The organism is Streptomyces sp. NPDC057694 (genome assembly GCF_042799415.1).
GTDB lineage: Bacteria > Actinomycetota > Actinomycetes > Streptomycetales > Streptomycetaceae > Streptomyces.
Genome location: NZ_JBHVIX010000005.1, coordinates 179,559 through 204,428 on the forward strand (window position 1 = coordinate 179,559; position 24,870 = coordinate 204,428).

Here is a 24,870-nt window from a genome sequence, read left to right on the forward strand (position 1 = left end):
ATCCGGTGGATCGGCTCAGAGGCCGGCGACCAGACCCGTGACAGCACCGGTGTTCAGGCCGGTGAGGCCCTCGACCGTGTTGGTGACACCGGCGATGGTGCCGGAGACCGGGACGATGCCGTCGACGGTGCCGGTGACCTGGCCGACGAGGCCGCCGACGAGACCGCCGGAGACGTTGTCCAGCTCGGCGTCGGAAATCTCGAGGGTCTCGACCTTGGGGGTGTTGCTCATGAGGAGAGCCGCCCTTCGCATTGGTGTCAGAGGGTATTTCGCAAAACGCGGAAGGTGCCGTGATCCGGTGGCGCCGAATCCGTCGCCGTTCCGCGATGCGGAGGATCAAAGCACGTTGACGCGTCGCACAGCCAATCGGAAGATCGCCGGTCAGAGCGGATGTGCGAGGTCAATTGCCAAGACGTGCAGGCCCGTTCACAGGCCGGTGGCAACGTCTCCACATTCTTCATGGAGTGAATTGCGCACGTCCGGTTCGCGCATTCACCAAAGGGGACACCCGCGCATCAATGGGTTTCATCGTGTGCACCGTGCATTGAATATCCGGCGCCTTGCGTGACTGCTCTGCGCAATCGGTGTGCAGGTTTCTGGCACGCCACCGCGCACGCCGTGAGCACGACGGGCGGAACGAACCCCCAGGGCGGCGCGGCCGTGTGCACGGCGACGGCGCAGGCGGCCCCGCCGACCACCGCCACCAGGCGCGCGGCCGTCCACAGTTGCCCGGCGCCGCGCCCGGTCCCGTCCACCGCGCCGGTCACCAGCGTGGTGAGCGTGCCGGTGAAGTAGGTGGTGGGCGCGCCCCCGGCGCCGGCGGCGACCATGGCCGCGGACTGCCCGCCCATCGCCACGGCGCCGCCCGCGAGCAGCGCGATCCGCCAGCCCTCGCCGGGCCGCCCGCCGAGCACCCCGGCCGCGACGGCCACGGCGGCGAGCAGGACGCACTGCGCCGCGAGGCAGGCGACGACGGCCCCCGGCCACAACTGCCCCGCGGCCCGCCGACGCGAGCCCCGGCATGCGAGCGCGGCGCAGGCGGCCCCGACGACGTAGCCCCCGAGGGCGACCAGCGGCCCGGTCACCTCCGCCCCGTCCCCGCGCCCCGCGGAGATCCCGAGCAGGACGAGGTTCCCGGTCATCACCCCGGCGAACACGCTGCCCAGTGCTGTGAAGGCGAGTGCGTCCACGGCGCCGGAGGCCCCGGTCAGCAGGAGGAGAGTGATTTGGGCGCGTTTGTTCATGCCCCGACGGTAGGTGCCACCATGCCCGGCCACGCGGAACGGCGTGGGTGGAGTACGACGTTCGTGACGCCCGGCGACAGCATGCGCGCCATGCGTCTCCGGTGACCCGAGGAACTCGGCCGAACCTGTAATCGGCCCTGGTAGCACGAGAGTTGGCGTGGTAGCTTCACCGGCAGTTCCCAGGGCGGGACCGGCTTACGGGGGTTGGTCGGTGAACATGAGCACGCCACAGGAGCCGGGCGGCGTGTTCTTACGCTTGGTCTCGGCCCTCACCGATGGGCTGTGCGCACTGCAATGCGTGCGCGAGGCTCCGCAGCGATCCGTGTACACCACACTGGTCTGCGAAGGCATCGGGATGCAGTGGCTGGAGCGGGGGATGCCGGTGCGGGGGGAGATCGCCGAGTTCGTCAGACAGGTCCTGCGGCACAGTGGCGGACGAGGGTACGGGGCGCTGACCGAGGCGGTCGCGGTCCTGGAAGGACGCGAGACGGCCGACCGGCTCGACCGGCAGGTGCGCCGCGAGGTGTATGCCGTGGAGAGCCGCCCGGTCCTGGAACTGCCCGGGGTGTTCGACGCCGACATGCAGCGCAAGGCCTGGGATCTGCTGCTGCACGGATCCGTCCCCCAGCCCGTCCTCTACAGCGTCCTCGCCGGTGAACTGCGGATCGCTCTGCCGGACGGGGAGAGCGCCCTCGGCCTGTTCGTCCACTTGGTCGAGCAGAACGCGCAGTCGGACGGACTGCCGCCCGCCCTGGTCCTCGTCGAGGTGGTCGCCGCCCTCGGCTCGTCCCAGGCCGTCGCTCTGCGGGCCTGGTCCGACGAGTGGGCCAAGGTCGCGGGTCTCGCCGACGCGCTGCGCGAGCGTCGCGCCCACATCGCGTGCCACGCGGAGCCCGACGGCACGGTGCCGCGCGCCCTGGTCGTCATGGTCGACCCGGCGTACGACCGCACCGACCGGATCTATGTACGCCACTGGGTGAACGCGGCGGCCGGGTTCTGGCAGCCGCGCGCCTTCGCGCCCGAGGAGACCACGCTCGACGGGCTGGGCCCGGCCGTGCTGCGCGCGGTGCGGCACGGGGAGGCGCAGTGGGCCGGGGGGACCGACGACAGCCCCGTCCATGTGGAGTTCGTCCTGCCCCACGCCCTGCTCAACCACGACGTGGCACGCCTGAAGGTCGCGGCGGACGCCCTCGAACCGCTCCCGCTCGACCTGCGCTACTACATCCATCTGCGCAGCCTCGACCGGATGCGCGCCCGGGACGCCAGGCAGCGGGAGCTGTGGCGCAAGCGCTGGCGCACCTTCCAGGAGGCCCCGGCCGCGGAGACGTACCGCTGGGACGGGGTGGCGGATCCCCTCACGTCATGGAAGGAAAGGCTCCGCGACAACCCCCGGGCGACCGGCGTCATCCTGCAGCACCCCGCGGAGCGCGGGCGAGGCCTGGAGGCGCTGAAGGTGGCGCTCACCGAGGGCGTGGGGCTCGTCGTCTGGGACCGGCGCCCCGACATGCCCCAGTCGGTCGAACTGCTCCAGCTCCTGCTCGGCCACAGTCCCGGTCAACTTCCCTTCAAAGTCCACCAGTTGAGAGTCCGGGCCGAGACGGAAGAAGTGGGCCGGCTTCTGGTGGGCAGATATATCGCGTTCCTGTGGGACGACCCGAACCGCCTCGTCGACTGTGAGGAGATGCCGGCATGACCGAGCAGCACGGCACCGCGTGGCGTGTGTTCCACGGCGTGGGCAGTGCCCCGGTGGGTACCGGGCCCAGCCTGCCCGCAGCACCGCCCTGGCGGACGTTCGCGGGCGGCCCGGCGCAACCGCTGCCCGACTGCGACGACTCGCGGGCCACCCGGCGGCGGCTCGGCGACGACCAGGACCTGGTCCATCTGCGCCAGGAGGACATCGACATCGTGAACGCGGCGCTGCTGTTGCGCCGCCCCCTCCTGGTCACCGGACCGCCCGGCGTCGGCAAGTCCTCGCTCGCCTATCTCATCGCCCGCGAACTGGGCCTCGGCCGCGTCCTGCAGTGGGGCATCGTCTCGCGCACCGCGCTCAAAGAGGGGCTGTACGCCTATGACGCCATAGGCCGCGCACAGGCCATCGCCGCCTGGCGCGCCGGGGCCGACCCGGACGCCGGTGAACAGGCGCCGCGGATGGGCGACTTCGTCACTCTGGGCCCCCTCGGCACCGCCCTGCTCCCGTACGAGCAGCCGCGCGTGCTGCTCATCGACGAGCTGGACAAGAGCGACATCGACCTGCCGAACGACCTGCTGCACGTCCTGGAGGACGGCTCCTACGACATACCCGAGCTGAAGCGGAGTCCCGAGGACGAGATCAGCGTCTTCACCGACGACCCGGGCGCCCGCACGACCGTCGAGCGCGGACTGGTCGAGTGCCGCGCGTTCCCCGTCGTGGTGATCACCAGCAACGGCGAGCGCGAGTTCCCGCTCGCGTTCCGGCGCCGCTGCCTGCCGCTGGAGCTGCGACTGCCCTCGCGGGAGCGGCTGCTGTCGATCGTGGCGAGCCATTTGAGCGGCAGCGAGGACGTCGTCGGGGAGCTGGTGGACGACTTCCAACGACGGGTGCAGGACGGCGGAACGCACTCGGTGGACCAACTACTCAACGCGGTCCTGCTGGTCACAACGGGTGGTTTTCAGGCCGACGCCGACGGGCGTAAGCTCGTCGAGATGCTGCTGCGCGACCTCGCGAAAGGCCGCTGATGACCGGCTTGCCCAGGGAGCGCGCCCCCGACCCGAGCGGCGGCGGAAGCGGCGCGCCGACCGGCTCCTCGGAGGACGGGCCGGACTGGCGCGACCTCGCGGAAGCCACCTGGCTCGCGGCCGCGTGGCTCGCTTCAGGACGGCGCGCGCCCGGCTCTTCGCGGCGGCCGGAAGGCGATCATCCGGATGACTCGGCGGAGCCACCTGTGGCCCCGGACACCGCCGGCGTTCCCGGCTCCGGCCTGCCCCCTGACAGCGGACCGGCGGGCGGCAGCACGGCGATCCCGTACGCGTACGCGTTCCAGACCCCCGGACCCGACCTGACCTCGACAGAGACCGGCGGCGAGCCCGTCTTCCAGCTGCCACCCGCCCCCGCGTCACCGCCGGCCCACCCGCTGCGTCTGGCGCGGGTGCTGCGCGCCCTGGGCCGCCGCGTGCCCACGAACGCACCGGGCCCGCTGGACGAGGACGCCACCGCGCAGCACGGGCTGAGCGACGGGCTGTGGATGCCGTATCTGCTGCCCGCGTACCAGCGCGCCCTGGACGTCGTGCTGCTCGTCGACGACACGCTCACCATGCGGGCCTGGCGCGGCACCGTCCGCCGGATCGCCGACGAGGCGGCCCGCAGCGGCGCCTTCCGCGACGTACGCACCGTGCGGATCCGGGTCCCCGCCGAGGGGCCCGCCGTCGTGTGCACCGCCGACGGACGGGCGGGCGACCCGCGCGAACTCCTCGACGGCAGCGGCAAGCGGCTGTTCCTCGTCGTCACCGACGGACTCGGCGCGGGCTGGGCCGCACCGGGCGCCGACGGCCTGCTCACGGCGCTGGCCCGCGGCGGTCCCACGGCGCTGGTCCATCTGTTACCTCCGTACCTGCGTCACCGCTCCTCGCTGTACCCGTTCCGCGCGCAGTTCGGCGCCGCCGGTTTCGGCGCGGCCAACACGGCCCTGGACTGCCGTCCGCCGCACGACGTCGCCGACCCGCTGCGCCCGCTCCCCGAACCCGACGACGGCACGGTCCCGGTGCCCGTGCTCAGCACCCACCCGGCCTCGTTCACCGCCTGGGCCGACCTCGTCACCGGCGAGCCGGGCGTGCACCGCGCCCTGCCGATGCTGCCCGCGGGCGCGCTCGCCAAGGGCGCCCCGGCGCCCGGTCTGCGCACCCCCAGGATCGACGGACCCCGCGCGGCGGCCGCCGCCGTGGCCCGCTTCGCCGGCCTCGCCAGCCCGCTGGCCCGCCACCTGGCACTGCTGCTCGCCGTGATCCCGCTGGACTTCGACCTCATCGAGGAGTTGCGCGAGCGCGCCGTCCCCGAGGCGGGCCCCGACCATGTCGCCGAGGTCATGATGGGCGGGCTCATCGACTGGGAACACGGACACGAGGGGGAGGGGAGCGGCCCCGAGTTCGCCGACGGGGTGCGCGAGGCACTGCTCGCCACGGGCACCCGGACCCAGCTGGCGCGCATCATCGACGTCCTCGCCGAACTGCGCAGGGGCCGTGGCGCCACGGCCCCGCTGCGGGCCGCCGTGCGCAACCCGGAGGACACCCCGCTGCCCGACACCACCACCCCCGGCCGCCCCTGGCTGCGGATCGAACTCGCGGTCCTGCGCGCCCTGTCCGGGCCGCACGCCCGGCGCGCGGCCCGGATCGTCGCGGGGCTCTCCGGGGGCGCATCCCTCTCGAACGGGGGTCGTACGGGAGTGATCAGAGATGGTGACGGGTCTGGTGACGGGCTCGACGGGGAAGGGCTGGTGGCGGAGATCACCAGCGAACCAGGAGTCCCCTTGGCGTCACCGGCCGGAACCGAGACAACCGAACACACCGAAGCTGGGAAGGCTGACTCAACCATGGACCTCAAGGCTCCCGAACACCGCTTCGTCCGCAGCGGTCAGCCGAAGATCATGGGGAACGTCCCGCCCAAGAACCCCAACTTCACAGGACGCGAGATCCTGCTGGAAGCCGTCGACGAGCAGTTGCGGCAGAAGGAGACCGCCGCCGTCCTGCCGCACGCCCTGCACGGCATGGGCGGGGTCGGCAAATCGCAGATCGCCATCGAGTACGTGTACCGGCACAGTCCCGAGTACAACGTGATCTGGTGGGTGCCGTCCGAGCGTGAGTCGCTGATCCTCGCCTCCCTCGCCGAGCTGGCCTCCTTCCTCGGTCTCGACACCGGACCGCAGGCCAACACCGCGGTGCCCGCCGTGCAGGAGGCGCTGCGCTCCGGAAAGCCGTACGACAACTGGCTGCTGGTGTTCGACAACGCCGAGGACATCGACGCGGTCCGTGCCTACTTCCCGAGCGGCGGCCCCGGCAAGATCATCGTCACGTCCCGCAACCGCGACTGGGAGCGCGTCGCCACCCCGCTCAGCGTCGACGTCTTCGAGCGCGAGGAGTCCATCGCCCTGCTCCAGCGGCGCGCACCCGACCTCGCGACCGCCGACGCCGACCTGCTCGCCGGCGCCCTCGGCGATCTGCCGCTCGCGATCGAGCAGGCCGGAGCCTGGCACGCCGCCACCGGCATGCCCGTGACCGAACACCTCGAACTCCTCGCCCAGCGCCGCGTCGAGATCCTCGACCTCGACCCGAACCCGGACTACCCGGTGCCGGTCGCCGCGGCCTGGAACCTCTCCCTCGACCGGCTGGCGCAGGAACACCCAGCGGCCCGCCAACTCCTCGAGGTCTGCGCGCTGATGGCGCCGGAACCGATCCCGCTCAGCCTGCTGCGCGGCGGGCGGAACGTGGAGGTCAGCCCCGAACTCGACCCGGTGCTGCGCGACCCGGTCCTGCTGGCCAGGGCCACCCGCGAGCTCAGCAAGTTCTCGCTGATCCGCCTCGACCACAAACGCGGCACCCTCCAGATGCACCGTCTGATGCAGAGCGTGCTGGCGACCGGACTGGACAAGACCGCCGAGGCGCAACTGCGGCGCGCCGTCCACCAGCTCCTGGCCACCGCGAAGCCCGGCGAGGGCGCCTCCCCGGAACTGTGGCCCGCCTACCAGGCGCTGCTGCCGCACGTGCAGGCGTCGGGGGCGGTGCGCAGCTCCGACCCCTGGGTGCGCGACCTCGTCTACGACGTCGTGTTCTTCCTCTACTACTGGGGCGCGCACGACACCGCGATGAACATGGCCCGCCAGGCCTGGACGATCTGGCAGGCGCAGTCCGGCGACGACGACATCATGGTCATCCGGATGGCCAAGATCCTGGCGTTCATGCTGGGCAAGTTCGGCAGCCGCGACGAGGCGCTGCGGCTCAGCGAGAAGGCTCTCGACCAGTCCAGGACCGGAGAGGTGCCGGACGAGGAGCTCGTCAACTCCATGTCGCAGATGGCGTTCTCGCAGCGCTATCAGGGCGAGTTCCAGGCCGCCCGCGCACTGGACGACGAGGCGCTGTCCATGGCCCGCCGGCTGTTCGGCCCGGACGATCCGGTCACTCTGCAGGCCGCGCACAGTTTCGGAGTGTCGCTGCGCTGGTGCGGCGCGTTCGCCGAGGCCCGCTCGCTCGACGAGGAGACCGCCCGACAGTTCGACGTGCTCTACGGACCCACGAACGGCTTCACCCTCAACTCGCTGGGCGGCCTCGCCGTCGACCTCCGCGAGACCGGCGACTACCGCTCCGCCCACCTCCTCATGGAGTCCACGTACGAGGCGTACCTCGGCAACTTCGGTGTCGACAACGCCTCCACGATCATGGCCGCGCGGGAACTCGCCGTCTGCCGCCGTCGGGTCGGCGCCACCGCCGAGGCGCGGGAACTCATCGAGGACACCTTCGTCCGGTTCACCGAGCGCTACGGCACCGAGTACACGGACACCCTGGCCGCCGCCATGAACGTGGTGGTGGACCGCCGCATCACCGGCGAGCTGGCACAGTCGCGCGACCTGGGCGAGAAGGTCGTGCTCCGCTACCGCAACGCGCTGGGCGAGAACCACTCCGCCACGGTGAGCGCGCTGGTCAACCTGGCGGCCACGCTGCGCGCGATCGGCGACGTCGGCGGCGCGGAGCGCTGCGACGTCGAGGCCGTCGAGCGGTTCACCGCCACCCTGGGCGAGCGGCACCCGAACACGCTCACCGCCCGCATCAGCCGGGCCAACGACCACTACGCGCGCCTCGACTTCGCGGCGGCCCGTGCGGTGGACGAGGCCGTGCTGCCGCTGCTCGACGACGTCCTGGGCCCCGATCACCCGGTGACCCTGACCTGCACCGCCCACCTGGCGCTCGACCTGCGCGGCCTCGGCGAATCCGCCGTGGCCGACCGGCTGAACGCGCAGGCGGTCGAGGGCTTCACCCGGGTCCTCGGCGCCGACCACCCCTGGCGCACGGCGGCCCAGCTGCACCAGCGCATCGAGTGCGACATCGCCCCGATGCCGCTGTGATCCCGCACTGACCGAAAGCCCGGCGTGATGTGTGGTGCGGACCTGTTCCCGCGCCGCGCATCAGCCCCAACTGCCCTTGCCTGCACTTAAGATGACCCTGCGCGATGCAGGAAGCAGTTCATCGGACCGGCACGGGGGCTGGGCTTGTGACCACGGTCGTCTTCATTCACGGTACGGGGGTCAGAGAGCCCCGCTTCAGCGCACTGCACGCCCGGGTGATCGAGGGGCTCGGCGCGACGGCGCCGCACGCCCGCGTCGTCCCCTACTACTGGGGCGAGGCGCACGGCGCCGTACTCGCCGCCCGGGGCGCCAGCATTCCGGAGCCGCCGGGCGGCATGAGCCGCGGCCTCGACGACGTGGACGACACGGATCCCTGGGCGCTGCTGTACGCGGATCCCGAGGTCGAACTCGCCCTCGCCGCGGCCGGTGCGGGCACCGCCGTGACGGCGCCCGGAGCGGAGTTCCCCGACGAGCGTCCCCGTCGCCTGCTCCGCCGACTCGGTGACATCGCACCGGAGTTGGGCGGCGACCTCCCTGCGCGTGCCGCCGAACTCGCCCGCTCCCCGCTGCTGGCTCCCGCGGCAGCCGCCCTCGATCCGGACCAGCTGGCGCGGCTGCTCGCCCGCGCGGTCGCCGCCGCCGTCATCGGCGCCGCCCTGGACGCCGACGCGCCCGTCCTGTGCACCGGCGACGTCCGGGACGCGGCCGTCGGCCGGATCGCGGAAGCACTGGGTGCCACCCCCGAGGGCACCGGACGCGGCCTGCTGCTGCGCGTCGCCAAGGGGCCGCTGCTGAGGGCCGGTTCACGTACGGCGGTGCGTCGCCGCCGCGCCCTCACCGAAGCCGTCCATCCGGCTGCGGGCGACATCCTGCGCTATCTCGCCCGCGGCGCGGACGCCCGCCACGGGCTGCGAGAGCTGATAGGCCGTCAAGAAGCGCCGGTGGTACTGCTCGGGCACAGCCTCGGCGGGATCATCGCCCTCGACACCCTGATCCTGGACCCGCAGCCCTCCGTCGCGCTCCTCGTCACGGTCGGCTCGCAGGGACCGCTCCTGTACGAGACGGGCGCCCTGCCCTCCCTCACCCACCCCCAGTCCCTGCCCCCGCACGTGCCCGACTGGCTGAACCTGTACGACCGCCGGGATCTGCTGGGCTACATCGGCGCCCACCTCTTCCCCGGCCGGGTCACCGACGTCGCCACCGACAGCCGTCAGCCCTTCCCCGTAGCGCACAGTGCCTACTGGGACGACCCCGCCGTCTACCGGGCCATCGCGGCCCGCCTGCCGTGACGTACCCCGAGATCGATCCGCGCCGGGTCACCGCGCTCGTCGTCGGCATCGAGGAGTACGCGGCCGGGGAGAGCTGGCGGCTGCCCGGGCCCGCCGACGACGCCGTCCGGTTCCACGGCTGGCTGCGCGAGCGCGGGGTGCCCGAGGCCAACATCCTGCTGCACCTCGCCCCCGCCGAAGGGCACCGGCCCGCGATGGCGCACCGGCCCGCCGACCAGGCCGCACTCCACCACACCCTCACCGACGAAATACCCTCCCTGGAAGGCGACTTCCTCTGGGTGTGGTGGGGCGGTCACGGCGTCCTCGACCAGGACGAGCGGATCCGCCTCTACTACGCCGACGCCACCGCGCAGGGGCGACGCAACCTCGACCTGGACTCCGCCTGCCGCCTTCTGGCCAGTGACGCCGTCACCGGATTCGAGCGGCAGAGCTGGATCGTCGACGCCTGTCAGACCTTCGACGAACGGCACGGCTTCCCGCGCACGCTGGACACCGAGAAGCTGGGCGCGGGCGCACGCACCACCGTCCACGAACAGGCGCTGCTGCTGGCAGCCTCCCGCGGCGAGCGCGCCGCCAACGATCCGGTGCTGCGCAGCGGCGTCTTCTCCCGCCTCGTCCAGGACGAACTCGACCGGGCCGGCACCGGTGTCGCCCTCGACCCGGAGCGGCTCTTCGCCGCCGTACTGACCCGGGTGGAGCAGGAGATCTGGGCGCCCGGCCGATCCGGCCAACTGCCCACCCTGATCATCAAACGACCAGGCCAGGAGCGGACGTTGGGCCCACCGGCCGCGCGACGGCAGGGCCCCGGGGCCCTCAGCGCACTCGGCCGCGTCGCCGACGCGCTGCTCGACTACCCGTTCACCCACAGCTCCGACGAGCGGCAGACCCTGGTGCTGCTGCTCGATCCGCGGCTGACCGCCCGGATGCGCCGCAACCCGGCACCTCGCCCCGACCTGGTCGCCATCGTGAGTGCCCACGGCCGCCGGGCCGACGCCCTGTGGACCCTGTACGAGGCGGTGACCTCCCTCGACGACGATCCCGAACGGGCCACCGAACTCGCCGCATCCATAACGGAGTTGATCGACAGCTGAACCCGGCTGACCCGACGGGAATCGGCCAACAGACGGTTCCCGATCTTCCACGGGGCCTACGGGTTCCGGGACCGGGCAAGCTTCGTCATGATGGGTACAGGACCAAGGCGGCATTGAGTGCCGTCGTGGGTGAAGGGGGAGAACACCTTGAAAGAGCCGGTGCGCGCCGACCGTCCGGCGGACCATGTGGAGTCGGACCTGGCGGATCTCGCCGAGGTCGGCCTGGCTGAGCTGCGCCGGTATCCCGGCATCGGGCCCAGCCGCAGACTCCTCGACGAGACCCGTCGCCCCCGCCCGGGCGCGATCTCGGGCGGCAGCAATCCCGGCCGGGCCGAGTAGAAAAGGGTGGCTGCGTCGTCATCGTCCGGCATACCCTCCTCCCCGGTTCCGTCGGCCCTGCGCATGCCGGGGCGCCTCTTCGACGAACTGGCCGCGGGTGGCGGCTCCGAGGAGGCCGTCGCGTTCCTGCTGAAGGGCGAGCGCACCCGTCGGCTGCTCCTGCTGCGTGAACTGCTCGACCGTCTCGACGACATGCCCCGGATCCTCGGCCCGGCGGGCGACGTCGAGCAGGTGTGGGGGGTGCTGGAGACGGCCGCCCGGCGCGCCCCGGCTGCGGTGGACGGCCTGCTCATGAGCCCGCAGTGCGGTGCCTGGATCGCGCACATGCTGCGCCGCCTGCACAGCGTCGCGTCCGGCCCGCCGCTGTGGGCCGACGCCGGACACCTGGGCTGCCTCGCCGCCACCGCGAGCATCGTCGCCGGCACCGACGCCGACCTGACCGCGCCCGTACGGGCCGGGGCACTGACCCTGCCGACCCTCGGACTCCTCCAACTGGCCAACCCGGAAGTCGACTTCGCGACCGTACGGGTGACCGTGCGGGCGGGGCTGCTGACCGCCGGGACGGTCTCGGTGCGGCCTCTCGACCAGGACACCGACCTCCCCGGCTGGCTGCCGCTGCGCTCGCTGAGTCCCAGCGGCGCGACCCTCGACGACCTCGACCCGTACCGCGACCTGGACCAGCCCGTGGAGCCGGCCCGGCTGCCGGCCGACGAATTCGCCTACTGGGAGAAGACGCTCGACGAGGCCCACGCCCTGCTCGCCCGCACCCACGACCCCGACGCCGTCGGCGCGATCCGTCCCGGCGACATCACCCGTATCGTCCCCTGGATCACCGAAGAACGCTCCGCGATCCGGCTCAGCGCCTCCACCGGTGACGCCTTCGGCTCGATGATCGCCTCCCGCCCGGACGGCGCCCTCGACCTCGCCGAAACCCTCGTCCACGAGTTCCAGCACAGCAAACTGGGCGCGCTCCTCCACCTCTTCCCGCTCCTCGCCGACGACCGCAGCGAGCGCTTCTACGCGCCTTGGCGCGCCGACCCCCGCCATCTGCCCGGACTGCTGCACGGCGCCTACGCGTTCACCGGCGTCGCCGGCTTCTGGCGGGCCCGGATGGGGGACCGCGAGGCCGACCCCGAGGGCGCCGCCCCCTTCCACTTCGCGCTGCGTCGCCTGCAGACCCGCCTGGTGGTGCGCACCCTCGCGACGTGCGCCGACCTCACGCCGACCGGCCGCCGGCTGCTCGACGGACTCGCGGCGACGCTCGACCGATGGCTGCGCGAGCCGGTCGACCCCGAGGTGGCCGCCCGCGCCCGCGCCGCGGCCGTCAGCCACCGGGTCGAGTGGCGGCTGCGCAACCTGCGCTGCGGACCGGCCGAACGCGCGGCGCTGGCCCGGGCCCGGCAGGACGGCGGCACACCGCCGTCCGCGTTCGAGCCGGAGCTCGCGCCGAGCGGATCCGCCGCACACTGGGAGGACACCCGGACCGCGCTGTACCTGTCGCCGCGCCCGGGGCCCGACGCCGACGCCTGCCTGACCACGGGTGACCCGGCCCGCGCCCGCGACCTGTACGCGGCCCGGCTGCACGACACTCCGGGCGACGCGCACGCCCTGTCCGGACTGCTGCTCGCACAGGCCGAGGCGGAACCCCGGACACGACGGCTGCTGGCCCGCCCCGAGCGGTTCGCCGCCGCGCTGGACGCGGTGGGCGGCGACGCCGGTGAGGCCGTGCGCCTGCTGACCGGGACACGCTGACGATCGCGGTGGGGTCGGGGAACACCGCACCCCGACCCCCCCCCCCCCCCCCCGCCAGGCCGTGCAGCCGCCAGAACCACGACAGGGCCGCCATGAGACGCAACCCGTCATGGGGAGCCGCCCCCACGAGGTGGCGCAGGGCCGCGTCCAGATTGCCCTGCTCGGCGGAGAGCCTGGCCAGCCAGGGAAGCTGACCGTGCCCGCGCAGCTGCGGCTCGGCCTCCTCCGCGAGGTGCAGGAAGTACGCGGCGTGCGCGTCCCGCAGCTCACCGAGCACGCCGTCCTGAAGCTGCTCGGCACAGAAGGCACGGATCGTCTCCAGCATCCGATAGCGACCGTCGGCCGCCTCCAGGAACGACTTCTCGGCAAGGGAAGCGAGGAGATCCTCCGGGTACGGGATGCCGCACACCTCTTCCACCGCGTCCAGCGTCGCGCCCCCGGACAGACCACTGCCGGCGAACACGGTCAGCCGGCACGCCAGGTCCCGCTCCTCCCTGTCGAGCAGTTCCCAGCTCCACTCCACGACGGCCCGCAGCGTGCGGTGCCGCGGCGCCTTGGTGCGGTCACCCCGGGACAGGACACGGAACCGGTCGCCCAGCCGCTCCGCGAGTTCGTCCACCGTGAGCGTGCGCAATCGGGCCGCGGCCAGCTCGATCGCGAGAGGCAACCCGTCCAAGGCGGCGCAGATGTCGTCGATCACGGCCACGCGTGCGTGGCCGTGCGCCGCGAAGTCGGGCCGTACCGCCGCGGCCCGGTCCCGGAACAGCTGGGCCGCCGGGCCCGAGGCCAGCGGCGGCACCGGACACAGGGCCTCACCGGTGAGGCCGAGCCCCTCCCGGCTCGTCGCCAGGACGCGCAGCCCCGGGCAGGCTCCCAGAAGGAGGCCCGTCACCCTGGCCGCGTCCGCGATCACATGCTCACAGTTGTCGAGCACCAGCAGCAGCTCCCGGTCCTCCAGGGCGGCCGTGAGGCGGTCCATGGCATCCGTGCCCTGCCGCCCGCGCAGCCCTTCGCGCACCCCGAGTGCGGTGAGGATCGCGTACGGGATCCGGGTGCCTTCCGTAAGCGGTGCGAGTTCCACGTAACAGACATCCGTGCGGGAGCGGGCCGCCTCACAGGCGAGACGGGTCTTGCCCGCGCCACCGGGGCCCGTCACCGTCACCAGGCGCGCCCCGGCGAGCAGCTCGTCGATCCTGGACAGCTCGTCCGTCCGCCCCACGAACCGCGTCAGCTGCGCGGGCACCCCGCGCACGCGTACAGGCTCCTGCCCCTGCAACAGCTCCAGGTGGAGCGCCGCGAGATCCGCGGACGGGTCGGCCCCCAGCTCGTCGGCGAGGGTGCGCCGCGCCTCCTCGTAGACCTGTAGTGCCTCTGCGGAACGGCCCGCCGTGTGCAGCGTCCGCATCAGCAGCCCGTACAGGCGCTCGCTGAGGGGATGCAGGGCGAGCAGTTCCCGCACCTCGGCGACCAGGTCGGCGCCACCGCCCAGCGCGAGGTCCGCCTCGATCCGGTCCTGCGTCGCGCCGAGCCGCAGCTCGTCCAGGCGCGGCAGATCGGCCGGGGCCGGACCCCGCCACAGGCCGAGGCCCTCGCGCAGCAGCGCCGCGGCGCGCGCGGGATCCCCGGTGGTCAGCGCCTGCCTGCCCTCGCCTGCGAGGCGCTCGAAGCGATGCAGGTCCACGGCGTCCGGGGCCACCGCGAGGCGGTACCCGGCCGGCCCCGACCCGATGTCCAGGTCGAGGCGCTTGCGCAGCCGGGAGATCTGCGACTGCAGGGCGTTCGCCGCCCCCGCCGGGGGATCCTCGCCGTACAGGCCGTCGATCAGCCGCTCCGCCGAGACGGTGCGGCCCGCGTCCAGGAGCAGCAGGGTCAGCAGGGCGCGCGGCCGTGGCCCGCCGGGGTCCAGGGGGCTGCCGTCAGGGGCCCTCACGTCCAGAGGGCCGAGGATGCCGAACCGCATGCGCAGAGTCTGGCAGTCGCCACTGACAGTCGTGGCCGGTACTGCGGATCTTGGACGGGACCGACGGACCCGCAGGGGGCGGGCCCCGGACGGCGTCCGGAAAACGAAGAAGCCGGTCCCCGAGGGGACCGGCTTCTTCAAGCAACCAGCTAGGTGGCCGCGCTACGCGTAACGTCAGCGCGAGACCTTGCCGGCCTTGATGCACGAGGTGCAGACGTTGAGCCGCTTCGGCGTCCGCCCGACCACTGCACGCACACGCTGGATGTTCGGGTTCCAGCGGCGAGACGTACGGCGGTGCGAGTGCGAAATGTTATTGCCGAAGCCCGGCCCCTTGCCGCAGACGTCGCAGTTGGCAGCCACGGGTCACTCCAAAGACTTCAGATGCACTTACGGTTAATCCCGGCATGCCGGGATCGAGATCGAAAAGGATCTGAGTGGCGGTGCCAGGGGGATGGCCCGATGGATATCGGGCAACCGGAGCAGCATACAACGGCTGCTCCGATACAACGAAACTACCATGGTTGCCCGGGCCGCCGTCCCCGGGCCTCGGACCAGGCCCTCTTCCCGGGCGGCTCCGCGCCGGGGTCTACTCTGCGTGCCAGTCCCGCCGCTCGAAGGAGGCGTAGGTGCCGCAGGTGCCGCAGGTGCGACACGTACTCGACGTAGCCGCGGTACGCGCCTGGTGCTCACTCGCCCTGGAGGCGCTCGGCAGAGAGCGCGCGGAGATCGACGCGATCAATGTGTACCCCGTCGCGGACGGGGACACGGGGACCAACCTGTATCTGACCGTCGAGTCCGCCCATCAGGCGGTCGAAGCGGTCTTCACCGGACTCGAACCCGCCACTCCCGCGCTGCCCGACGTGATGCGCGCCATGGCGCACGGCGCTCTCATCGGCGCCCGCGGCAACTCGGGGACCATCCTCGCCCAGCTGCTGCGCGGCATGTCCCAGGTGCTCGCCGACGGACACCCCGGTGACGGGGATCACGGAGGTCCGGCCGACGGGGAGGCGCTGCGGGTGGCCCTGCGACGGGCCGCCGAGTCCGCGCGCGAGGCCGTCGCCCACCCCGTGGAAGGCACGGTCCTCACGGTCGCGACGGCGGCCGCGGACGCCGCGACCGGCACGGACGGCGATTGCGGGGCCGTGGCGCGGGCCGCCTACGACGGCGCGTGCGCGGCACTCGACGCGACACCGGGGCAGCTCGCGGCCCTCGGCAGCGCCGGAGTCGTGGACGCCGGCGGGAGGGGACTCGTCGCCGTGCTGGGGGCGCTGAGCCAAGCCGTCTCCGGCAACGCCGTACCTGTGTGGCGCCAGCGGCCGACGGACGGGCACGCGCGCGTGGATGCCGTTTCCGCCGGTGCCGACCTCGAGTGCCCCGACGACCACGGTGCCGCCGGGCCCGCCTTCGAGGTCATCTTCCTCCTGGAAGCCGACGATCGGGCCGTGGCCCGGCTGCGGACCCGGCTCGACGCCTTGGGCGACTCCCTGGTCGTCGTCGGCGGGGAGGGGCTGTGGAACGTGCATGTGCACGTCGACGACGCGGGCGCGGCCGTGGAAGCGGGCGTCGAGGCCGGGCGGCCGTACCGCATCCGCATCACACACTTCGGCCTCGGTGACGTACACGCCGACCGTGCCTCCGCGCCGCCTCGCGAGCGGGCGCAGCGCGCTGTGGTCGCCGTCGTACCGGGGGAGCGGCTCGCGGGGCTGTACGCGGAGGCCGGCGCGACCACCGTGCCCGACCGGCCCGGCGAGCCGCCCGCCAGCGGTGAGCTGGTCGACGCGATCCGGCGCGCGCACGCCCGCGAGGTGGTGCTGCTGCCCAACGACGCCGAGCTGCGCCACACCGCCGCGGCGGCCGCCGAGCAGGCCCGCTCCGAAGGCGTACGGGTCGCGCTGATCCCCACCCGGTCCGCGGTCCAGGGCATCGCCGCGCTGGCCGTGCACGAGCCCGACCGGCGCTTCGACGAGGACGTCGTCGCCATGACCTCGGCCGCGGGCGCCACCCGCTATGCCGAACTGGCCGTCGCCGAGCGGCAGTCCTGGACCATGGCCGGCATCTGCCAGGCCGGGGACGTGCTCGGTCTCATCGACGGAGACGTGGCGGTCATCGGCCACGAAGTCCCGACGACCGCCCGCACGGTGCTCGACCGGATGCTCGCCGCAGGCGGCGAACTCGTCACGCTCGTCCTGGGCGACGACGTGCCCGATGAGGTCGCGAACGCCCTGGAGCGGCACGTCCGCGAGGCTCATCTGGCCGTCGACACCGTGGTCTACCGGGGTGGGCGGCAGTCGGCGCTGTTGCTGATCGGGGTCGAGTAGGCCCCTGGGCGGCGGCGGTCGCTCAGCGCGCCCGCAGCGCGGCCAGAGCCTCCTCCGCCTCGGCACGGCGCTTCTCGTCGCCGGCCTCGCCGAACGCCGCGGCGGCGGACTCCAGGTGCGCCGCGGTGTCCACGGCCGCGCCGCGCCGCTCCAGGAGCTCCGCGAACTGGCGGTGCGTATGACCCAGGTCGGACAGCAGCGCGGGCCGGACCGCGTCGTCGGACGGAAGCGCCTCCTCGCACGTGCGGATCGCCGCGCCCATCAGCTCCCGCTCGTCGTCCTCGGACGCGGAGTCCAGCCAGGCACGCGCGCGTAGGCACCGCACCACGGCGGGCACCTGTCCGAGGGAGGCCCACAGCTCACCCGCGCGTGCGTAGGCCCGGTCCGCCTCCTCCGGGCGGCCCGCCCGGTCCAGGGCGTCCGCCGCCAGGTTCGCGAGCATCGCGTGGTCGCGCTGCTCGGGCCAGTGCTGGGCGATCTCCGCCGCCTTAAGCCACGCCTGCGCGGACTGCAGGTGTTCGCCGAGCGCGCGGGCACAGTCGCCGAGCCACCAGCGGGCCTGCACGATCGTTCCGTCGCCGTGGTCGTCGGCGGACAGGTCGAGCAGCGCCGACTCCAGGACCTCCGCGGCCTCGGCCATGCGCTCCGCACGCAGTAGATGACCACCCAACTGGAAGCGTGCCCAGGCGCCGAGCCCCGCGCTCTCACCGGCTTCGTCGGCCCAGTGCGTGGCCTCCAGGGCGTGGTCGGACGCGGCTGCGGACTGCCCGCTCGCGGCGAGGACGTCGGCCAGCTGGAGGTGGAGCTGGGCCGCTCCCATCGGCTCCAGATATCCGGTCCCGTGCTCCAGAGCGGCCCGCAGCGCCCGCTCGGCGCCCTGGGCGTCCTCCCGGTCACGGGCGAGCCCCGCGAGGCGCACCTCGCAGTCGACGGCCAGCCAGGGCCGTCCGGCCGCGACGTGGTCGGCTGCTGCCTGCGCGTACAGCGCCGCCGCGGCTGCCGTGTCACCCCGGTGCAGCGCGATGTCCCCGAGCATCGACCGTGCCGAGGCGGCCTGAGAGGCGAGCCGCGGCACGTCCGTGAACGGTTCGACGAGCGCGAGCAGCTGACGTACGCACGCCTCCGCCTCGTCGATCTCCGCGTCCCCGGAGTGCGCCTGGAGCAGGATGCGCGCACGGCACACCAGGACGGCCGCCGCCGGGCGGGCCGTCGCGGCGTCCAGACCGGGAAGGACCTCGAGCACCTGTTCGTACGGTTCCCGGATTGCGGCCAGCGCCTCGTCCGTCCGGCCCGCGCGCGACAGTGCGTACGCGCCGCGCGCGCGGGCCGCCCGGGCCTCCTCCGGATCGCCGCCGGCCTCGTACAACTCGGCCGCGCGGGCGAACAGTTCGATGCCGTCGTCGTCCGAGCCCATCGCGCTGTAGTCGGCCATCTCGGCCCGGTCGTGGACGGTGAGCTCCAGCCCCTCCGCCTCCGCGGCGCGCGAGGCCCGCTCCCAGGCGAGGCCCGCTTCCGGGCCGCCCTCCTCGGCGGAGAGCCGCCGGGCCTCGGCGACCAGCGTCGACGCGTCGGCGGGCTGCTCGGCAGGCGCGGCCACCACGGGCACGGGTCGCGCGGATGCCGGTCGTACGACGCGTACGCCCAGCGGGAGACGGTCGAGCAGCGGCCGCTGATCCATGCGCTCACGCACTCGCCGGCTCACCCGGTCGGTGCCGTTGCGCCCGTCGAACCGGGACGCGAGGGACAGCGCCTCCACACGCGCGTGGACGGAGAGATCGGCCGCCGTCCAGGTCCGCCCCGAGGGTCCCGGAACGCTCTGCTCGCCCAGGCGCAGTTCGACCAGCCGGTCCATCACCAGAGCCGTCACGGACAGGAAGTCCATCAGGCCGTCCGGGTTTCCGGTGTCGGTGAAGTACGCGGGCCGCTCGGCGAGCAGTTCGATGGCACGGGCCTCGTTGCCGGTCAGGGCGCAGAACTCCACGTGCGAGGCGAACGCGCCCCGCATGGACTCCATCTGCCGGACCAGGCGGTAGCCGCGCAGATGGTTCGCGCGGGCCTCCTCCGGACGGCCGAGACGCAGCAGGGGCAGCAGCGAGGCCGCGAGCGCGGCGTGCGGCTCGTGGGCGCACGTGTGCTCGCCCTCCAGGACGGGCCGCCACAGCTCCAGGGCCCGCTCGTCGTCCCGCAGGTCCGCCTGACGGACGCCCTGGCCGTTCAGCTCACAGGCGTGGCAGTCCGCCATGTCGTCGCGGTCGGCGGCCAGCCATGCCTCGTACGCGCGCGTGGCCCGCTCCTCGTCGCCTATGTGGTCGGCGACGTAGAACTCGCTCATGCGCACGGCCCGCTCGGAGTGCCCCGCCAGCCGGTAGCGGTGCTCCATCTCGCCGAGCCACTTCTCCATGGAGGCGAGCGGGATGTGCGGCTGGTTGAGCATGCCGCCCGACATCCACTTGAAGACCCAGTGCAGCGAGTGCGTCTCGTAGGCGTCGAACTCCTCGGGGTGCTCGTCCCACATGCGCAGCAGACGCGCGAAGGGGACGAACATCTTGTCCTTCTCGGAGCTGTAGTTGTACATCTGCAGCTGGTGGCCGAGCGCCTCGATGACCGCGAGGGGTTCGGCCAGCTTCTCCGCCCCGGCGAGCAGTTGCTCCGCGCGGGCGCCGCGGGCCGGGCCCTCGGGCTGTGCGGCGTTCTCCGCCATCGCGCGCCGCAGGGCGTCCAGGTCGGTGATCTCGTCGGTCCCGTTCATCGGGTGTCGTCCTTTCCGGTGCCGGGGTGTGTGGCCCACTCCAGGAGGCCGATGAACGAGCGGTTGAGGAGCGCCGAGTCGGCGGGGCGCAGCGGGCGCTGAGCCATCAGCAGGGCCTGCCCGTAGAGGGCCTCGGCGGCCGTTCCGATCAGATCCGCGTCGGCCAGGGAACTCACCCTGCGGATCAGCGGGTTGAGGTGGTTGAGAACGAGACGCGCGCGTGGAGCGCTGCCGCGCAGCGAGCCCAGGATGCCCGCCCACAGATCGTCGGCCTGCGCCTCGGCCTCCGCGCGCGCCTGCTCGTGGCGGGCCGCCCGGTCGTCCAGATGCAGCGCGGGCACCGTCAGCGGATGGAAGGCCCGCAGGACGACGTCGCAGCCCAGCGGGTCGAGCCGGGTGCGGGCCGCCGCGAGGAACGCCGACAGGGCCAGCTCCTCGGCCGGGTCGACCGAGTCCAGGTGCGCGGTCACGGTGTCCGCGTCCAGCTCCGCCACGGGAGTGCCCGGGCGGACCGAGGGCAGGGCCGCGACCAGATCGGCGTCGTACGTGTAGCCGCCGTTGACGACCCCGATGCCCTGCGCCGACGCGATCGGCGCGACCTGCCGGAACTCCTCCACGGTCCGGGTGAAGTGCACGACGGGGTGGCGCTGCGCGAACTCCTCCAGGGAGACCCGCCCGTCCGTCGTCTCGAACGGCAGCCAAGGAAGCATCGTGCGCAGCATCTCCTTGTCGTGCCGCGCAAGGGACTTCACCCCTAGGTGGTGCACCGACAAGAAGGCGGCGAGGCGCTCCGGATCGCCCGCGGCGAGCGCGGTCAGCCACTCCCGGATGCGCTCGCCCAGGGCCTCCCGGACGGCGGCCAGGGTCTCGTCCTCGTACAGGGACTCGCGCGAGGCGGTGGGTCGCAGGCTGTCCGTGTCGATCACACAGCGCACGAAGAAGGCCCAGTCGGGCAGGAGCTGCTCGGCCCGGTCCGTCAGCAGCATGCCCTTCAGGTGCACCCGGTGGCCCGCTCGCTGCGCCGGGCTGACCGTCTGCGGAAGTACGTGCGCGACGCCCCGGATGCCCGCGAGCGGCACATCCAGTTCGATCGAGTCCAGCGGTGTGAAGCCGAACAGGTCGTGGCAGTGCCGGGCCAGCGCCACCCGGCGGCCGGCCGGCGTCGGATACGCGCGGTTCCAGACGGCCGGCAGATCGGTCACCGGCGTCCCGCCCACCCGCACGTCGTACGGCAGCAGCGAACCGAAGTCCCGCGCGAGCGACAGCACCCGCTCCTCGGACAGCCAGTCGGCGGCGCCCGCGCGAGCTTCCAGATGCACGGTCGTACCCGGCTCGGTGCGGGCCGCGTCCGGGAGCGTACGGACCGTGTACGAGCCGTCGTCGCGGGCCGTCCACTCGACGGGCGGCGCGTCCGGGGTGCGGGCGCTGCGGCTGACCACGCGGATCCGCTCGGCGACCACGAAGCACGCGAGCAGCCCGATGCCGAACTGGCCGAGGAAATCGGCACGGGCCGACTCCAGGCCGTCGCCGCGCTTGGAGCTGCGGCCGATCGTCGCGAGCAGGCTGTGCACATCGGACTCGGTCAGGCCGATGCCGGAGTCCTCGACCCGCAGCGAGCCGCCCTCGGCGAACAGCCGAACGGTGGCAGGGGAGTCGGGCTGCTCGGCGCGGCGGGCGGTGATGGCGTCCACGGCGTTCTGCAGCAGCTCGCGCAGGTAGACCTTCGGACTGGAGTACAGGTGGTGGGAGAGCAGATCGACGAGACCGCGCAGGTCGACCTGGAAGGTGTGCGGCGCCTGGGCGCGCTGGGCATCGTGAGAAGTCTGGGAATCCATCGTCGCTGCGCCGGTGGGGGGACAGGCGACGGCGCGGGTCGGGCGGCCCTGCGTGAGGTGACCGCGAAAAGAGGCGGAAGGCGGTCATCCTAGGGCCGGAAAGCCGCTTCCGACCAGCGGTTTTCAGGGATTCCGGGACGCTGATTCCGGGGACCTGCCGAGGATTGTCAGTGGCGTGGTGTGCAATGGATCTCGTGCCTGTGCTCGAAGAACCGCTGAAGAAAGTGCTCGGCCCCGCCACCGCGAAGGTGATGGCCGAGCACCTGGACCTGCACACCGTCGGTGATCTGCTCCACCACTACCCGCGCAGATACGCCGAGCGCGGTGAGCTGACGCGTCTCGCGGAGCTGCCGCTGGACGAGCACGTCACGGTCGTCGCCCAGGTCGCGACCGCCCGCGTCCTGAGGTTCAACGGCGGCAGCGGGCAGCGCCTCGAAGTCACCATCACCGACGGCAGCGGCCAGATCCAGCTCGTCTTCTTCGGCAAGGGCATCCACAAGCCGCACAAGGAACTGCTGCCGGGCACGCGCGCGATGTTCGCCGGCAAGGTCTCGGTGTTCAACCGCAAGATGCAACTGGCGCATCCCGCGTACCAGTTGCTGGGCGCCGAAACCGCTGAAGACGCCGCCGAAGCGGCCGAGGCCGTCGGTTCCTGGGCCGGCGCCCTCCTTCCGATCTACCCGGCCACCGCCAAGCTGGAGTCCTGGAAGATCGCCAAGGCCGTCGACCTGGTGCTGCCCAGCGCACCGGAGGCGGTCGACCCGCTCCCGGAGTCGCTGCGCGAGGGCCGCGGCCTGGTGCCGCTCCCCGAGGCGCTGCTCAAGATCCACCGGCCGCACACGAAGGCGGACATCGCCGACGCCCGCGCCCGCCTCAAGTGGGACGAGGCGTTCGTCCTCCAGGTCGCCCTCGCCAGACGCCGGTTCGCGGACACCCAGCTGACCGCCGTCGCCCGCGAGCCGAAGCCGGACGGACTGCTGACCGCCTTCGACGCCAAGCTGCCGTTCACGCTCACCGACGGCCAGCAGAAGGTCTCCAAGGAGATCTTCGACGACCTGGCCACCGAGCATCCGATGCACCGGCTGCTCCAGGGCGAAGTCGGCTCCGGCAAGACGATGGTCGCCCTGCGCGCCATGCTCACGGTCGTCGACGCGGGCGGCCAGGCCGCCATGCTCGCGCCCACGGAAGTCCTCGCCCAGCAGCACCACCGCTCGATCACCGAGATGATGGGCGAGCTGGCCCAGGGCGGCATGCTCGGCGGCGCCGAGCACTCCACCAAGGTGGTGCTGCTCACCGGCTCCATGGGCACCGCCGCACGCAAGCAGGCACTGCTCGACCTGGTCACCGGTGAGGCCGGGCTCGTCATCGGCACGCACGCGCTGATCGAGGACAAGGTGCAGTTCCTCGACCTGGGCCTGGTCGTGGTGGACGAGCAGCACCGGTTCGGCGTGGAGCAGCGCGACGCCCTGCGCTCCAAGGGCAAGCAGCCCCCGCACCTGCTCGTCATGACGGCGACCCCGATCCCGCGCACGGTCGCCATGACGGTCTTCGGCGACCTGGAGACCTCGGTCCTCGACCAGCTGCCCGCCGGGCGCTCGCCGATCGCCAGCCATGTCGTGCCCGCCGCCGACAAGCCGCACTTCCTGGCCCGCGCGTGGGAGCGCGTGCGAGAGGAGGTGGGCAACGGCCATCAGGCGTACGTCGTCTGCCCCCGCATCGGCGACGACGAGGACGACAAGCCCAAGAAGGGCAAGAAGAAGTCCGCCGAGGACGAGGCGGAGAAGCGGCCGCCGCTCGCGGTGCTCGACGTCGCCGAGGAGCTGGCGCGCGGGCCGCTCCAGGGCCTCAAGGTCGAGGTGCTGCACGGGCGGATGCACCCCGACGACAAGGACGCGGTGATGCGGCGGTTCGCCGCCGGGGAGACCGATGTGCTGGTCGCCACGACGGTCATCGAGGTCGGGGTGAACGTGCCGAACGCCACAGCGATGGTGATCATGGACGCCGACCGGTTCGGTGTCTCTCAACTCCATCAGCTGCGCGGCCGGGTCGGGCGCGGCTCGGCGGCGGGGCTGTGCCTTCTGGTCACGGAGATGCCCGAGGCGAGTCCCGCGCGGGCCCGGCTGGGCGCCGTCGCCTCGACGCTGGACGGGTTCGAGCTGTCCCGGATCGACCTGGAGCAGCGGCGCGAGGGCGATGTGCTCGGGCAGGCCCAGTCCGGCGTGCGGTCGTCGTTGCGGATGCTCACCGTCATCGAGGACGAGGAGATCATCGCCGAGGCGCGGGAGGAGGCGACCAGGGTCGTCGCCGCCGATCCGGAGCTGGAGGGGTTGCCGGGGCTGCGGACGGCGCTGGACGCGCTGCTGGATGCCGAGCGGGAGCAGTACCTGGACAAGGGGTGACGCCGAGCCCAGAGTGCGGCGGTGTCGGGGCTGGGGCCTGATGGGGCGCTCGCCCCGCGCCGGGGTGCCGCCTTGCCCACCCTGCCGCCCCTGGCGGCAGATTGCCCAAGGCGGGGGGCGGCCGGGAAGCGGGGGCCCGCCATGCCCTGACACACTGGACCCACTGTGACCAGCACGACGATCAATAAGGACCGGGAACCGAGATGACCCGCGTGATTGCCGGGCGCGCCGGCGGACGCCGCCTGGCCGTGCCGCCGGGGAACGGCACCCGCCCCACCTCCGACCGGGCGCGCGAGGGCCTCTTCTCCACCTGGCAGGCCCTGCTCGGCACCCTCGACGGCACCCGCATCGCCGACCTCTACGCGGGGTCGGGGGCCGTCGGCCTGGAGGCCGTCTCCCGCGGCGCCGCGCACGCGCTGCTCGTCGAGGCCGACGCCCGGGCCGCCCGCACCATCCGCGAGAACATCAAGGCTCTCGGCCTGCCGGGGGCAGAGGCACGTACCGGAAAAGCGGAACAAGTCGTCGCGGGTCCGCCGCCGGCCACACCCTACGACCTGGTCTTTCTCGACCCCCCGTACGCCGTCTCGGACGACGATCTTCGGGAGATCCTGCTCACACTCCGGGCCCAGGGCTGGCTCGCGGACGAAGCGCTCGTCACCGTTGAACGCAGTACAAGAGGCGGCGAATTCCGGTGGCCGGACGGGTTCGATGGACTGAGGTCCCGTCGATATGGCGAGGGCACGTTTTGGTACGGTCGCGCCGCCTTGAACACCACCCTCACGTGCGACGACGCACGATGACCGGACCGG

Annotated in this window: 15 protein-coding genes and 1 pseudogene; 10 read left to right on the top strand and 6 right to left on the bottom strand. The window is 72.9% G+C overall.

The window, feature by feature from the left end:
* Positions 1-15: 15 nt before the first annotated feature.
* Together ACFVDP_RS15115 and ACFVDP_RS15120 are read right to left on the bottom strand one after the other, a co-directional pair.
* On the bottom strand, positions 16-231 hold the full coding sequence (locus ACFVDP_RS15115) for a type A2 lantipeptide (RefSeq protein ID WP_383488959.1): 216 nt from the start codon (positions 229-231) through the stop codon (positions 16-18).
* A 284-nt stretch (positions 232-515) separates the two neighbouring features.
* On the bottom strand, positions 516-1,244 hold the full coding sequence (locus ACFVDP_RS15120; protein WP_383488962.1) for a DUF1275 family protein: 729 nt from the start codon (positions 1,242-1,244) through the stop codon (positions 516-518).
* Positions 1,245-1,488: 244 nt separating this feature from the next.
* On the opposite strand from ACFVDP_RS15120, the gene ACFVDP_RS15125 reads away from it, so the two are divergent.
* The 7 genes from ACFVDP_RS15125 to ACFVDP_RS15155 all read left to right on the top strand — a co-directional run bounded on the left by ACFVDP_RS15125 (position 1,489) and on the right by ACFVDP_RS15155 (position 12,800).
* A complete protein-coding gene (locus ACFVDP_RS15125) occupies positions 1,489-2,937 on the top strand; it encodes a hypothetical protein (protein ID WP_383488965.1) in 1,449 nt (482 codons plus the stop codon).
* Entirely contained in the window at positions 2,934-3,959 is a 1,026-nt protein-coding gene (locus ACFVDP_RS15130) for an AAA family ATPase (protein WP_383488968.1), read from the top strand. The genes ACFVDP_RS15125 and ACFVDP_RS15130 overlap by 4 nt, the downstream gene beginning before the upstream one ends.
* Entirely contained in the window at positions 3,959-8,329 is a 4,371-nt protein-coding gene (gene fxsT, locus ACFVDP_RS15135; RefSeq protein ID WP_383488971.1) for an FxSxx-COOH system tetratricopeptide repeat protein, read from the top strand. Before ACFVDP_RS15130 ends, fxsT begins: the two co-directional genes overlap by 1 nt.
* A 146-nt stretch (positions 8,330-8,475) precedes the next feature.
* A complete protein-coding gene (locus tag ACFVDP_RS15140; RefSeq protein WP_383488973.1) occupies positions 8,476-9,618 on the top strand; it encodes a hypothetical protein in 1,143 nt (380 codons plus the stop codon).
* The gene (locus tag ACFVDP_RS15145; RefSeq protein WP_383488976.1) at positions 9,615-10,709 is read left to right on the top strand and encodes a caspase family protein; all 1,095 of its coding nucleotides are present in this window, start codon (positions 9,615-9,617) and stop codon (positions 10,707-10,709) included. Before ACFVDP_RS15140 ends, ACFVDP_RS15145 begins: the two co-directional genes overlap by 4 nt.
* 147 nt (positions 10,710-10,856) lie before the next feature.
* The gene (locus ACFVDP_RS15150) at positions 10,857-11,048 is read left to right on the top strand and encodes a hypothetical protein (protein ID WP_383488979.1); all 192 of its coding nucleotides are present in this window, start codon (positions 10,857-10,859) and stop codon (positions 11,046-11,048) included.
* Positions 11,049-11,111: 63 nt separating this feature from the next.
* A complete protein-coding gene (locus ACFVDP_RS15155; protein ID WP_383488981.1) occupies positions 11,112-12,800 on the top strand; it encodes an HEXXH motif domain-containing protein in 1,689 nt (562 codons plus the stop codon).
* Between the two features lie 49 nt (positions 12,801-12,849).
* Here the strand turns inward: ACFVDP_RS15155 and ACFVDP_RS15160 are convergent.
* A pseudogene (locus ACFVDP_RS15160) lies at positions 12,850-14,760 on the bottom strand (BTAD domain-containing putative transcriptional regulator); the annotation flags it as partial.
* A 174-nt stretch (positions 14,761-14,934) separates the two neighbouring features.
* Positions 14,935-15,120: a 50S ribosomal protein L28 gene (gene rpmB, locus ACFVDP_RS15165; RefSeq protein WP_003957616.1), complete on the bottom strand. Its 186-nt coding sequence runs from the start codon at positions 15,118-15,120 to the stop codon at positions 14,935-14,937.
* Between the two features lie 266 nt (positions 15,121-15,386).
* Here rpmB and ACFVDP_RS15170 point away from each other — a divergent pair, with 266 nt between their 5' ends.
* The gene (locus tag ACFVDP_RS15170; protein ID WP_383488984.1) at positions 15,387-17,078 is read left to right on the top strand and encodes a DAK2 domain-containing protein; all 1,692 of its coding nucleotides are present in this window, start codon (positions 15,387-15,389) and stop codon (positions 17,076-17,078) included.
* 22 nt (positions 17,079-17,100) lie between these two features.
* Here the strand turns inward: ACFVDP_RS15170 and ACFVDP_RS15175 are convergent, their stop codons facing one another.
* Complete coding sequence (locus ACFVDP_RS15175) at positions 17,101-19,827, bottom strand: tetratricopeptide repeat protein (protein WP_383488987.1); 2,727 nt, start codon at positions 19,825-19,827, stop codon at positions 17,101-17,103.
* Positions 19,824-21,662, bottom strand: coding sequence for an HSP90 family protein (locus ACFVDP_RS15180; protein ID WP_383488990.1), 1,839 nt, complete (start codon positions 21,660-21,662; stop codon positions 19,824-19,826). Before ACFVDP_RS15180 ends, ACFVDP_RS15175 begins: the two co-directional genes overlap by 4 nt.
* A 185-nt stretch (positions 21,663-21,847) precedes the next feature.
* Here ACFVDP_RS15180 and recG point away from each other — a divergent pair, with 185 nt between their 5' ends.
* Positions 21,848-24,061 (top strand): ATP-dependent DNA helicase RecG, encoded by a 2,214-nt coding sequence (gene recG, locus ACFVDP_RS15185; protein ID WP_383488993.1) that lies wholly within the window; start codon positions 21,848-21,850, stop codon positions 24,059-24,061.
* 203 nt (positions 24,062-24,264) lie between these two features.
* Positions 24,265-24,861 (top strand): 16S rRNA (guanine(966)-N(2))-methyltransferase RsmD, encoded by a 597-nt coding sequence (gene rsmD, locus ACFVDP_RS15190; RefSeq protein ID WP_383488996.1) that lies wholly within the window; start codon positions 24,265-24,267, stop codon positions 24,859-24,861.
* Positions 24,862-24,870: the final 9 nt, after the last annotated feature.